Source organism: Cyclobacterium qasimii M12-11B, from assembly GCF_000427295.1.
Lineage (GTDB): Bacteria > Bacteroidota > Bacteroidia > Cytophagales > Cyclobacteriaceae > Cyclobacterium > Cyclobacterium qasimii.
Map to the genome: position 1 here is coordinate 1 of NZ_ATNM01000187.1, position 13,468 is coordinate 13,468.

The following is a 13,468-nucleotide window of genomic DNA, read 5'->3' on the forward strand; positions in this document are numbered from 1 at the left end:
GTTTTGACCCCGTTTTTGCCAGATCGTTTTCTGACTCTTTCGTTAAGGGAGTGCAAAGATAAAAGGAAAAATTAACTTTGCAAAAACTTATTTGATTTTATTTTTTGAGAACTTTCTAAGTGACTTTTTCGCTTCTCGTTACCCGCTTTTGGGATGACAAAGGTGCAACATTTTTTCCACTTTATCCATACCAACATCAAAGAAAAACCACTTAAATACATAAAACAACTGATAATCAACCACAAAAACATTTCACCCCTCAATATTTAAACCCTGGGATCTCCCTGTCTCGCTTTTTACCCAGTTTGTAATTCCTAAAAGTGTAACGAATCGACAATTCGTGGGAGCCTCCACTATTCCTCCAAGCCAGTTTAGAAACAGTAAAGTCGAAACTATATCCAATCTGCAGATCATTGGGCAATGAAAATCCTACTAGTGCTATGATCGCTTCATTGTTTGGTAAATTATGTTTGGTAGGCAATCCCCTATACCATACTCCAAGCATGAGTGGCGCATAAAAGAATTCAGCCCCCACATCCAATTGGTCAAACAAACCTTGCCGCTTATAATTAAAGGCAAGAGAAAGGGTTCTCTCTTGTAAAGTATTGTTGATAACATCTCCTATATTATTACTAAATAAATCAAAAGTGACTCCACCATGAACCGAGTAACGTATAGGGAGCCTATGGTCCTCCATTTGAAGGAACGAAATGTGAGGACGTGTTAAATGGTGTGCAGACACCCCCAACCAATACCTCTCGTCATAATAATACAAGCCTGCATTGATGTCTTCATGACTTCTCTGGCTCACATCAGTCACCCAATTGACACCATCTCCCACCACTACCCCTCTATCTATGTCTATTTGCGTCCCTAAAATAATACTTTCAACATTTACGTTCCGGTGGACAAAGCTTGCTTGAACCCCCGAATGAAGGAAGCTTTCTTCACCCAGTTTGATTCTGTAGGCATAAGTCAAACCAATCTCCATATTTTGAACTTGCGAAAAAGAATCGCGGACACCATTCGCAATCACTCCTACCCCACTGTTCTTATGATCTATAAAATGATCGAAATAAGCAGAGAAGGTATTGAAGCTCCTATCCAACCCTGGCCATTGGTTTCTGTAATTCACTCCCACCCGGGTCCATTCAGTACTTCCTGTGAAAGCAGGGTTTAAATAAATAGGGGCCGCATAGAATTGTGAAAACTGCATGTCCTGCGCCTGAGCAAGCCCAACCTTAATACTTAATAGAAAAACGATCAAAATTATTTTCCCTCCCATTACCTTATCAAAAGAAATTTTCCAGACCTTGTAACAAGCTCTCCTTTGTTCGTTTCAAAATCCCCTCTATATATATAGGTGCCTGGCGGAAGGGGTTCCCCATTAAGAGTCCCATCCCAGCCGGGATCAATTATGGCTTTAGTCTGAAATAAAAACTCCCCCCAGATATTAAATATCTTCAAGTCCATGGCTACGATACCTTTCATTTTAGGGATAAAAAAATCATCCTCCTCACGCGAAGGCGTAAAGCCTGTAGGGAACATAACCCTATAGGTCCTTCTTATAGTAATAGGTAATTCATAAGTGGCCGCACAATCTGGCCCTGTTTCGACTGTTAGGGTCACCAGAAATTCTCCTTTATCTCCAAACACATGAACAGGCGAACGTTGCTCACTGGTAGTGCCATCGCCAAAATCCCAAAGCCATTTCTGCGGGTTCCCTGTAGACAGGTCAATGAACCGAATTTGGTCTATGGCTAAAATCCCATCCTCCGACTCTTCTTTATTCCCAGTGGTATTTAACACATAGTCAGACAATGCTTCCAATGCCTCATCCGGCAAGCTCACCCTAAAAGTAAGTGGCTCTGACCAACACTCCAGAGACTTGGGCTTTACTCTTAAAAAAAACAGCCCTTCATTCTTAAGGTTTAGCACATCCTCGTTGATATAAAAAATGCCCAACTCATCTTCTACTTGATAATCATATAAATCAGCATCAAAATCCGAAACATAGTCTCTTATATCAGGAAACAAACTTGGATGACATCCATATATGGTATTCACCACCTCCAAATCAGGAAATTCAGGGAAGGATATGGTGATAGGGTCCGAGATCAAAGGACAGCCATTACTAGCAATGACCTTGGCATGGTATACTCCCGGAACGTTAACCGTTATAGAAGCTTCTGATAAACCTTCCAACTGTTCGCCATCTTTGTACCAAATGTACTGTTGAATGTCTCCTATAGTATAGACGCTTAAATCCACCACTTCACCTGGGCAGGCATCCTTACTCAATAGCGGAAGGTCATTGACCATAATATTTATTGGTTCGGGACTAACCAATATTTTTAACTTTAGGGAGCTTCCATTAGAAGTTTTACCATAATTATCAGTGATGGTATAATAAACCTGAACATCTTCCCCTGTGGAACCGGAATTGGGAGTGAACGAAAACAAAGCACCTTCTCCAGCGTATTGAAAAGTTCCCTGAGGAACCGTCAGGACAGTCTCTCCTTCACTACAGCCTCCTACAAGACAGGGATCTGTCTCAATATCTTCTATTTCTTTCATCGATTCATAAAACCTCAGGCAGCTAATCCGTGAATCTTTATTTGGCAAATTGAATTTCACGCCTGGAATTTCAAGCTGATTCTCCTGACCTTCACATACCATTACTTCTTCGACCAGACTAGTTGTTGGTTGTTTTAGGTTGTCTTCATCTGCAACCTCTATTAAGAGATTCCTGATTTCGTGAATATTGGTCTCCCCTCCTGTGGACCCAGCGAAACCAATTTTAAGCGTTCTCGGTGAAGGGTAAGGGTAGTCTATATTATCCATTAATGTGATTTCCCTGGGGTTTCCGTCAACAGTAGTCAAAACCATGTCTACATCCAGGTTGAAACCTATGCCTCCATTTTTTGGTCTCAACTTAAAAATAACTTTACGGTAACCCTTTTTCTCAGGGTCTGTTACCCTCTTGGTACCTGGCCCACCAGAACTAATAGGGAATCTTTGATCTGCAGGAAGTCCATAAGCTCCTCCTTCGTTGGTTTTCACACCGGTAATAAAACGGTAACCATTGTACCCATCACCTGGTCCACGTATTACGATAGCATTGGAGTGCAAAATGTTATCGCCAAAAGGAAATCCTCCAGTTTTCCCTTCTGAGTTATTACCGAAATTACCGAAGCTGTCAAAGCCCACCCCCATGTAAGCGTTGGATAATCCACCCACACTTCCATTCATGGCATACCCCAAGGATCCTCCAAACCCACCAGGTGAAAAAACAGACGTGGCTCCATCAAATAGAAATACTGTTAACCCATCAGCACCAGTTCCTCCATAACTAAAGTATTCAAAGGAAGCTTTTACACCAAAACTTGAAGAAAAAGGGATGTTAATGTAAACGAAACCATTCTGATCGCCTGTAGCATCTGTAAGCCTAAGTACGCCATCGGTAATTTTAGCATGACCACCCAAAACCGTCTCATTCCTTTCTATTGCCAACTGAAAAGATTCACAATAAGGAAAGCCTTGTTGGCCATACAGTTTAGTGGAAAGTAATAATAGCGTTAAAAAACAAACAAGAATACCTTTCATAGTTGTACCTGAAGCCGGTTCCTCGAAATTAACTTTGGAGGTATTCGGCATTGATCATTTCTTTAGCGCATAAAAAAACACTTCACATAAGCCCCTACTATTTTGATGGTATCACTTTAAAAACTGCCACTCCTTTATTATTGCCTATCGATTACAGCACTTATAGAGAAGGGTTTGGTGTAGGCCTTTACAAATCCCGCAGTTTAATGTGACCATTAGGGACTTAAGTTAATCAATTAAAAAATAAATAAAAAAGGCTTCTTCCTGATAGTTAGGAAGAAGCCTTAAAATAAGTATTAATAAAAAGCTTTATTTAAGTATCGTTTCTTTTCTATCTGGACCTACAGACACCATCTTAATAGGAACTTGTAATTCTTTCTCTAGAAAAGTTACATACGCTTTAAGTGCCTCAGGGAAATCTTCATAGTCACTAATTCCAGAAAGGCTACAATTCCACCCTTTCATAGTAACATAAACAGGTTGAATGCCTTCAGTTGTGCCATTCAAAAATTGCCCATCTGTAGTATCACCGTCCTCAAGTTTGTATTCGGTGCAAATTTTAATGTTTTCAAATCCATTAAGCACATCTGCTTTCATCATAAACAATTGGGTAACCCCATTGATCATGATTGAATATTTAAGTGCTGGAAGATCCAACCATCCACATCTTCTAGGTCTACCTGTAGTGGATCCAAATTCGTTTCCATCTTTCCGCATTTGCTCCCCATCTCGGTCAAATAGTTCGGTAGGAAAAGGGCCACTGCCCACACGGGTGCAATAAGCTTTGAAAATCCCAAACACTTCACCTATAGCTGATGGTGGAACGCCTAAACCTGTACAAGCTCCAGCTGCCATAGTGCTGCTACTCGTAACAAAAGGATAGCTACCAAAATCAACATCCAAAAGAGAACCTTGTGCGCCTTCGGCCAAGACCTTTTTCCCTGATTTCAAGGCTGCATTTACCTCAAACTCTGTTTCAACTAGTCTAAGTGATTTGAAAAATGACACCGCTTTAAAGAAATCCGCCTCTAATGCAGGTAAATCTTGCAAACTGAAATCATAATAGTTCAATATTGACTTGTGTCTTTTAACCAGCTCATGGTATTTCTCCTCAAAGTCAGGAGACAACATATCCCCTACCCTTAAAGCAACTCTGCCAATTTTATCTTGATAAGTCGGTCCTATTCCTTTTAAGGTCGAACCAATCTTTTTATCCCCTTTGGATTTCTCATAAGCTGCATCCAATAATTTATGGGTAGGCAGTATGATGGTGGCCTTTTTAGAAATGGCCATGTTTTTATTGAAATCTATGTTAAACTTTTCCAAGTTTTGGATTTCCTTCCTCAAAACTACTGGGTCAAGGACTACACCATTACCAATAATATTTTGGATGTTTTCCCTAAAGATTCCACTTGGAATTTGATGCAAAACATGTTTGATCCCGTCAAACTCTAAGGTGTGACCGGCATTGGGGCCCCCTTGAAATCTGGCTACCATTTCATAGTTTGGCGCTAGATAGTCCACTACTTTTCCCTTGCCTTCGTCACCCCATTGGAGACCTAAAAGAACGTCCATTTTCATTTTATTTTTAAATAAGTATTATAGCCTTCTATCAAAATTAGCCGTGAAGATTGCCATGTTTATAAAAATTTACAACTTCCCGGCTAAATTTTATTATACAAATGTAGCTTTATGTTAATTTTACTTGCTCTAGTGCCTCGTCTAAAGTATCATAGACGTTGAAAATATTATTGAGTTTTGTGATAATGAGCAATTTTTTGACATGTTCAGAAGGAGAGGCAAGATAAACTTCCCCACCAGCATTTCTCATTTTGGTAAGCACTGTTATCAATACGCCAATTCCGCTGGAACTGATATACCTGACCTCACTGAGGTCTATTACACAATTTTTTACACCATCCTGTAATCCATCTGAAACCAGCCCGACCAATCGAGGCCCTGAATCATCGCCGATCAAATCTCCTTTGATCTTTAGCAGCAAAGTATTGTTTTCTATATTGGAATGAAATTCTGCTTTCATCGATTATAATTTATTTTAACTTTTTCTGCCGGAGGATTGATTTTGTATTCACATTTCTCATCTGTACAGTTGCCATAAAGCAAAAGAGAATGATGAATAATATTAAAATTTAATATTTCACCTACAGTATTTTGGATATTTTGAATGCGAGGATCGCAAAACTCTTTTACCTGATGGCATTCCGTGCAAATTAAATGGTCATGTTGCTTATATCCATAAGACTTTTCGTATTGCGCAAGGTTTTTACCAAATTGATGTTTGGTGACAAGATCGCACTCTACCAATAAGTCAAGGGTATTATAAACTGTAGCCCGACTCACGCGGTAGTTTTTGTTTTTCATACTTATATACAGCCCTTCTACATCAAAATGCCCTCCCCTGCTATATATCTCTTCTAAAATCGCATACCTTTCCGGTGTTTTCCTCAGCTTTTTATTTTCCAAATAGGCGGTGAATATTTTCTTTACCTTTTCGTAAAGACTTTCAATTGAAGCCATACTTTCATTTTTTTTACAAATATACTGTTCTTATTTAAAAATGGGTGGTTTAACTCCGCTAATCAAACCTAGACACTTTAAGAACGCCCGGTACTTTGGATAAATTGTCGATTAGTTTTTCAAGATGATTGGTGCTATCGACATATAGTTTGATGCTTCCTTCAAAAATCCCCCGATCTGAATCTACCGTAATTGAACGCATGTTTACCTTTAATTCATTGGAAATAACTTTTGTAAGATCACTGATTAAGCCTACTCTGTCCGTTCCAATGATCTTTAAACCAGCCAAAAATGCTATTTGTTGTTGACTTGTCCAGCGTGCTTTAATCACTCTGTTGCCATGATTCGACATAAGCTCTAGTGCATTGGGACAAGCTGTTCTATGAATTTTTATACCTTCATTGACCGTTACAAATCCAAAAACCACATCTCCAGGTATAGGGTTACAGCATTTTGCCAAAACATAATCCACCACATCCATGTCCTCACCAATCAATAACTGATCATGGTCAGGCCCCTTTAAGTTCTTAATTTCTTTGGTAAATGATTTTTCGTCTGTACAACTTACCTGTGGGCCTTTTTTAGCTTTCTTCTGCTGCTTAAAGTCTTTAAAACTTTTTATGGAAGTAGCATCGATGATTCCTTTCCCAACTTTATAATAAAACTCTGATGTGGTTTTGGTTTCGAAAAATGCTCTTAACTGTTCCACTATCTCTGAGGAAAAGTCCAGCTTCATTTGTTTGAGTTTCCTTTGCACGATTTCCTTCCCATCCAGCATAAAGCCCTTCTTTTCATCCTTGAGGGCATCTTTTATTTTGGCTTTTGCTCTGGAAGTTACTACCGACTTTAACCAATCCTCATTGGGTCTTTGCTTATTGGAGGTGAGGATTTCTACCTGGTCCCCATTTTTTAGTTTGTGACCTATGGAAACAAGCTTTTGATTCACCTTGGCCCCAATACATTTCCCTCCTACTTCAGTGTGTATTTCAAAAGCAAAATCCAATGCTGTGGCTCCAAAAGGCAACACTTTGAGGTCTCCCTTTGGGGTAAAAACAAAAACCTCATCATGAAATAAGTTGCCTCTGAAATCATCCATAAACTCTATAGCAGAACCATCATTGTTTTCCAATAAGGTCCTCACTTGAGTAATCCACTCATCCAGGCTACCGGCTGCTTTTTCTGGGGCATTTTCTTTTCTTTGTATTTCCAATGGGCAGCATACCCTCTTTCAGCGATGTCATCCATTCGTTGGGTTCTGATTTGAACCTCAACCCACTGCCCGGTCTGACTCATGGCTGTGGTATGCAAAGACTCGTAACCATTTGCTCTAGGGGTACTTATCCAATCCCTTAATCTGTTGGGGTTGGGACGATAAAAATCAGTGACAATTGAATAAACCTGCCAACAAGCCGCTTTTTCATTCTCATAACTTGTGTCGATGATAACCCTAATGGCAAACAAATCAAACACCTCTTCAAAAGGGATGTTTTGAGTTTTCATCTTATTGTAGATAGAGTAAACAGACTTTGGCCTTCCTTTAATTACAAATTTAAACCCTTGCGCTTGCAACTCATTTTCAATAGGAGTAATGAAGGTTTTGATGAACTTGTTTCGGGAAACCCTGGTATCACTGATTCTTTTAGAGATGTATTCATAGGCCTCATTGTCCATAAACTTAAGATGCAAGTCCTCAAGTTCGGATTTTATAGAATACAGGCCTAAACGGTGTGCCAATGGGGCATATAGGTATTTGGTTTCAGAGCCAATCTTCAATTGCTTGTGCCTTGGCATTGAATCAAGGGTTCGCATATTGTTTAGCCGGTCGGCTAATTTGATAAGGATTACCCGCACATCATCAGAAAGCGTAAGCAGCATCTTCCTAAAATTCTCTGCTTGTTGAGAAGAGCCATAGTCAAATACGCCTGCTATTTTGGTGAGGCCATCGATGATCTGGGCTACCTTGACCCCAAATTCTCTCTCAATATCCTCCAGCTCCATGTCGGTATCCTCAACAACATCATGAAGCAGTGCTGCAACGATACTTGTGGTACCCAAGCCAATTTCTTCTACACAGATAAGTGCCACCTCTAATGGGTGGTATATATAAGGCTCTCCGGATTTACGCCTCATTTCTTTATGCGCCTCACTCGCTACATTAAAAGCTTTTTTGATCAACTTGGCATCCCCTGATTTAAGCAAAGGTTTAGCCAGTCGTAAAAGTTTGCGATAACGTTTAAGGATTTCTTTGCGCTCTTCTTCTATATCAACTTTGATCATACGATACAAGTTATAAAATATTTTTAGACTTAGGAATCAAAATCTTAAGTAATATTTTAAAATATTTTTGACAAAACTATTGAAACTTTAAAATTGATTATTACCTTTGCATCCACATTAAAAACAAGCCTTCAAGTAGACTTGGTTCTAAAGATAGACAGGGATTATGGAATTTGTTTTCCCGTTTATTACATAAGGTAATATTAATAGACAATTTATTTATTTATTTGCGGATGTGGCGAAATTGGTAGACGCACTAGACTTAGGATCTAGCGCCGCGAGGCATGGGGGTTCGAGTCCCTCCATCCGCACACCCATTAAATCCCTCGATCTTGATTTCTACCATTTTGGTATTTCAGGATGGAGGGTTTTTGTTATAGGTAAACATTAAATTCATATCCCTTGGAAATTACATTAGACAAACATGCTGCCAATGAAGCCTCAGTGAAAATAAAACTTGGGGAAGCAGATTATCAACAAACGGTTGATGCTAAAATTAAAGATCATGCAAAAAAAGCCAACATTAAAGGATTCAGACCTGGAAAGGCACCTTTTACAATGGTTAAAAATCTTTATGGCACCTCAGTATTAGTTGAAGAAATTAATGCCATTTTGTCCAAATCCCTTAATGATTTTTTAAAAGAACAGGAATTTGAAATATTGGGTGATCCTTTACCCTCTGAAGAAGACAGCAAAAGTATCGACTGGAAAAACCAAAAAGATTTTGAATTTGGTTATAAAATAGGTTTCGTCGAAAACATTGAACTAAATCTTGACCAAAAAATTGATGCTAAGGTATATGAGATAGCACTTTCTGATAAGGAAGTGAATGAAGCTATTGACAATATCAAAAAGCAATACGGTAAAATGACCAATCCTGAGGTCAGTGAAGAAAATGATTTTCTTTATGGAGACCTAAAAGCAGATGATGGTTCTTACGAAGAAACGCTTTCTTTACCATTAACTAGTTTGGACGGCAGAACTGTTAAAAAGTTTATTGGCGTTAAAAAAGAAGACACAATCTCTTTCGATCCTTCCAAGGCTATAAAAGGTGAAATTTCAGAAGCTTTAAACATTAGTAAAGAAGCTGCTGAAAATCTTAAAGGAGACTTCACTTTTACTGTTCAAAATATTAACAGAACGGAAGAAGCACAATTAGACCAGGAATTGTTCGATAAGGTATTTGGTCCTGACCAAGTTTCTACTGAAGAGGCTTTCCTTGAGAAAGTGAAAACGATCTTAAGTGAAAACTATCAAAAAGAAATAAAAGTATTCAATGAAGAGCAGATCAAAGACGGTCTTATCTCTAATCATAAACTTGACCTTCCAGAAGCATTTCTAAAAGAATGGCTTATAAGAGCCAATGAAGGTAAAGTTAGCAACGAAGATGTAGAAAAGGAATTTCCTGCCTATGCAAAGCAACTGACTTGGTCTTTGATATCTAATAAGATCTCAAAAGACAACGATATCAAGGCTGAGCATGAAGATGTCATGGAAAAAACCAAGGAAATGATTCGTGAGCAATTGGCCTCATCAGGAATGGGAGCACAACTTGAGGACAATATGGATATGTTCTTGCAAAATTACCTTCAGGGTAATGAGGGCAAGAATTACATGCAGATGATGACCTCCGTTCAAAATGAAAAAGTACTTGATTTTGTCAAAAGCAAGGTCAATCTGAAAGAAGAAAAAATAGGAGTTGAAAAGTTTAAAGAGCTTCTCGAAAACTAATTTTTAAAATTTTTGTTAATAAAAAGTCCTTATCTAAGGGCTTTTTTATTTTTGTAACATTAACAAAGAGAAAAGCAAAAATGTATAAAGAGGAATTCAGAAAATTCGCAGTCAAAGGACAGGGCATTAGTGGCAATACCTTTGACCAATATATTAATTCTGTGGAAAACATGACTCGAGCAGTCATTGAAGAACGTCCTACTAATTTCCGGGAAATCGATGTGTTTTCAAGGTTAATAATGGACAGAATTATATTTCTAGGAACAGGAGTAGATGATCATATTGCAAATATCATCACTGCTCAGTTGTTGTTCTTAGAGTCTGTTGATGCTAAAAAAGACATTTTATTATACGTCAACAGTCCAGGTGGTTCTGTATATGCAGGTTTAGGCATCTATGACACCATGCAATACATCAACCCAGAAGTAGGTACAATCTGTACTGGATTAGCGGCCTCTATGGGAGCAGTATTGCTTGCTGGTGGTGCACCTGGTAAAAGAGCAGCTTTGCCTCATGCAAGGATTATGATTCACCAGCCTTCTGGAGGAATGCAGGGTCAGTCTAAGGACATGGAAATTTCAGTAAAACAAATTCTGGAATTACGTAAAGAACTTTATGAGATACTTGCTGAACACAGTGGTAAAAGTATTGAACAAATTGAAACGGACTCTGACAGAGATTACTGGATGAGAGCATCAGCAGCCAAAGAATATGGCCTAATTGATGAAGTATTGACGAAAAAAGTAAAATAAAATCTGAATGGCGCAAGTAACATGTTCATTTTGTGGGAGGAATAAGAAAGACGTAGACCTTATGGTTTCCGGTATTTCTGCGCATATCTGTAATTTTTGTATAGAGCAAGCTTTCCAAATATTAGGGGAAGAAGACAAAACGAAAAAGGAAGGTAAAAAACCTAAGTTCAAATTAAAGAAGCCAAAAGAACTTACAGCCTACCTGGATCAATACGTTATTGGTCAACAAGAGGCTAAGAAAGTCTTGACCGTAGCTGTATACAATCATTATAAAAGACTGGGACAAAAGCAGGATGATGATGATGTAAGGATTGAAAAATCCAATATCATCATGGTTGGCGACACCGGTACTGGTAAAACTTACCTGGCGAAAACTTTAGCAAAAACGCTTGAAGTTCCCTTTTGTATAGCCGATGCTACGGTATTGACTGAAGCAGGGTATGTTGGTGAAGATGTGGAAAGTATCCTTACACGTTTGCTCCAGGCTGCTGATTACAATGTAGAAGCGGCAGAGAGAGGCATCGTCTACATAGATGAGCTTGATAAAATCGCCAGAAAATCAGATAATCCGTCTATTACAAGAGATGTAAGTGGAGAAGGTGTGCAACAAGCCATGCTTAAACTACTTGAAGGTACTTCAGTGAATGTGCCACCTCAGGGCGGAAGAAAGCATCCTGATCAAAAGATGATTTCTGTAAATACAGAAAACATTCTATTCATTTGTGGTGGAGCATTTGATGGTATCGCAAGACACATCGCCGGGAGGTTAAATACCCAGCCTTTGGGTTTCAGTAAAAAGTCGAATGCTGATTTGATTGACAGAAACAATCTGTTGCAATATGTAACGGCTCAAGACCTTAAAGCATTTGGACTTATTCCTGAACTTATAGGTAGACTTCCTGTACTTACACACCTTGATCCTTTGGATAAAGACTCATTGAAGCTAATCCTCACTGAGCCAAAGAATGCCTTGACAAGACAATACGTTAAGCTTTTGGCAATGGAAAATGTTGCCCTTACGTTTGAAGAGTCAGGGATTGATTTTATCGTAGAGAAAGCGGTAGAATTTAACTTGGGTGCTAGAGGACTAAGGTCTATTTGCGAGGCAATCATCACTGATGCCATGTACGAATTCCCTTCTGAAGAAGGAGAACATACTTTGGTCATTAATGAAGAATATGCACGTACGCAATTTGAAAAATCAAAATTCAAAAAGCTTCAGGTAGCTTAACCTGACAGACTTTCAATAATAAGCCTTGCAGTTTCCTGCGAGGCTTTTTTATTGCCCAAAAGTCCCCTCAATTCTCCATAACCTTCCAATACTTTTTCCCGCTTAGGGCCATCTTCAAAAATACCTCGAAGTTCAGTTTCCACCGATTCAGAAACATATTCACCCTGAATCAACTCTTTGACTACTTCCCTATCTACAATTATGTTCACCAGAGAGGCATAGGCAACCTTTATTAACTGCATTCCAATGGCATAGGAGATCTTGCTCGTTTTGTATACCACCACTTGAGGTATATTAAACAATGCCGTCTCCAATGTGGCTGTTCCAGAGGTTACGACTGCTGCTCTGGCATGAAGTAAGATATCATAGGTTTTATCATAAACAACCTGAATACCTGCCTTTTCTGCTGCTTCATAGACCTCCGGAGGCAAATTACGTACCCCTGCTATCACCCAATTAACCCCTTGAAAGTTGCTTTTTAAAGCAATCATGGTAGTCAACATCTTATCGACCTCCTGCTTTCTACTCCCCGGAAGCAGCGCAATAAGAGGCTTACCTTCTAATTGATATTGACTTAAAAAATCATGCTCCGGTTTAAATTTTTTGATCTCATCTAATAGTGGGTTCCCCACATAGTCCACCTGCCAGTCGAATTTTTTAAAAAAATCCGTTTCGAATGGCAAAATAGCATACAGCTTGTCTACGTTTTTCTTTAACTTATAAGCCCTGTTTTGGTTCCAGGCCCAGACCTTAGGAGCTATATAATAATGGACTTTAATGCCTTTTTTGGTAGCAAAAGTTGCTATTTTCATATTGAACCCTGCAAAATCTACTAAAATTAATGCATCAGGCTGAAAATCCAATATGTCCTTTTTTACGGCGGAGAGGTATCGGAAAACCCTCCTAAAATGCATCAGCACCTCCACAAAACCCATCAAAGCCATTTCTTTATAATGGGCAAAAAGTGTGCACCCTGCCTCCTCCATGTACTCTCCACCCATGCCTCGAAACTCGGCATCGGGATCTTTCTTTTTCAAAGCAAGCAGAAGATTGGATGCATGTAAATCTCCTGATCTCTCTCCGGCAATAATATAATATTTCAAAGGCAGGTAGTTTAAAGAAGGTTGGGTAATTATTCCCCGTAGTACTCTACAAAATTTCTTGGTGTCTCATATAAAGTCAGCTTAAAGAGTCCGCCATCCTTTACAATTTCATTAACCCCTGGCTGAAGAATTTTCCAAAACTCCATTACCAAATTTTCACAACTGGCCATTTTACCACTCATGAAAGGGACATCAACATTAAGGTTCTTATGGTCCACTTTGTCAATAAC

General features: G+C 38.9%; 10 protein-coding genes, 1 tRNA gene and 1 pseudogene. 4 read left to right on the top strand and 8 right to left on the bottom strand.

All coding sequences use genetic code 11. From position 1 onward, the window contains the following. Positions 1 to 259 precede the first annotated feature (259 nt). The 6 genes and pseudogenes from ADICYQ_RS22440 to ADICYQ_RS22465 form a co-directional block, all read right to left on the bottom strand. Positions 260 to 1,285: a PorP/SprF family type IX secretion system membrane protein gene (locus ADICYQ_RS22440; RefSeq protein ID WP_020893997.1), complete on the bottom strand. Its 1,026-nt coding sequence runs from the start codon at positions 1,283 to 1,285 to the stop codon at positions 260 to 262. Continuing rightward, positions 1,285 to 3,657, bottom strand: coding sequence for a PKD domain-containing protein (locus tag ADICYQ_RS22445; protein ID WP_020893998.1), 2,373 nt, complete (start codon positions 3,655 to 3,657; stop codon positions 1,285 to 1,287). The genes ADICYQ_RS22440 and ADICYQ_RS22445 overlap by 1 nt, the downstream gene beginning before the upstream one ends. A gap of 258 nt (positions 3,658 to 3,915) precedes the next feature. Then, the gene (locus ADICYQ_RS22450; protein ID WP_020894000.1) at positions 3,916 to 5,187 is read right to left on the bottom strand and encodes an adenylosuccinate synthase; all 1,272 of its coding nucleotides are present in this window, start codon (positions 5,185 to 5,187) and stop codon (positions 3,916 to 3,918) included. A gap of 109 nt (positions 5,188 to 5,296) precedes the next feature. Beyond that, positions 5,297 to 5,647 (bottom strand): STAS domain-containing protein, encoded by a 351-nt coding sequence (locus tag ADICYQ_RS22455; RefSeq protein WP_020894001.1) that lies wholly within the window; start codon positions 5,645 to 5,647, stop codon positions 5,297 to 5,299. After that, the gene (locus ADICYQ_RS22460) at positions 5,644 to 6,144 is read right to left on the bottom strand and encodes a Fur family transcriptional regulator (protein WP_020894002.1); all 501 of its coding nucleotides are present in this window, start codon (positions 6,142 to 6,144) and stop codon (positions 5,644 to 5,646) included. Before ADICYQ_RS22460 ends, ADICYQ_RS22455 begins: the two co-directional genes overlap by 4 nt. A 58-nt stretch (positions 6,145 to 6,202) precedes the next feature. Next, positions 6,203 to 8,421: pseudogene (locus ADICYQ_RS22465) on the bottom strand (RelA/SpoT family protein). Positions 8,422 to 8,650: 229 nt separating this feature from the next. Here ADICYQ_RS22465 and ADICYQ_RS22470 point away from each other — a divergent pair. From ADICYQ_RS22470 to clpX, 4 genes are all read left to right on the top strand, one after another. Further along, a tRNA-Leu gene (locus ADICYQ_RS22470) sits at positions 8,651 to 8,732 on the top strand. A 91-nt stretch (positions 8,733 to 8,823) separates the two neighbouring features. Then, a complete protein-coding gene (locus tag ADICYQ_RS22475) occupies positions 8,824 to 10,152 on the top strand; it encodes a trigger factor (protein ID WP_020894005.1) in 1,329 nt (442 codons plus the stop codon). 80 nt (positions 10,153 to 10,232) lie between these two features. Continuing rightward, entirely contained in the window at positions 10,233 to 10,904 is a 672-nt protein-coding gene (locus ADICYQ_RS22480) for a ClpP family protease (RefSeq protein ID WP_020894006.1), read from the top strand. A gap of 7 nt (positions 10,905 to 10,911) precedes the next feature. After that, positions 10,912 to 12,135 (top strand): ATP-dependent Clp protease ATP-binding subunit ClpX, encoded by a 1,224-nt coding sequence (clpX, locus tag ADICYQ_RS22485; RefSeq protein ID WP_040417723.1) that lies wholly within the window; start codon positions 10,912 to 10,914, stop codon positions 12,133 to 12,135. On the opposite strand, the gene lpxB is transcribed toward clpX, so the two are convergent. Together lpxB and ADICYQ_RS22495 are read right to left on the bottom strand one after the other, a co-directional pair. Next, positions 12,132 to 13,238 carry a lipid-A-disaccharide synthase gene (gene lpxB / locus ADICYQ_RS22490; RefSeq protein ID WP_020894008.1) on the bottom strand — a complete coding sequence of 369 codons (1,107 nt, stop codon included), beginning with the start codon at positions 13,236 to 13,238 and terminating at the stop codon, positions 12,132 to 12,134. The genes clpX and lpxB overlap by 4 nt on opposite strands. 29 nt (positions 13,239 to 13,267) lie before the next feature. After that, the coding region (locus ADICYQ_RS22495; protein ID WP_040417726.1) for a 6-pyruvoyl trahydropterin synthase family protein at positions 13,268 to 13,468 on the bottom strand (201 nt) is incomplete at its 5' end.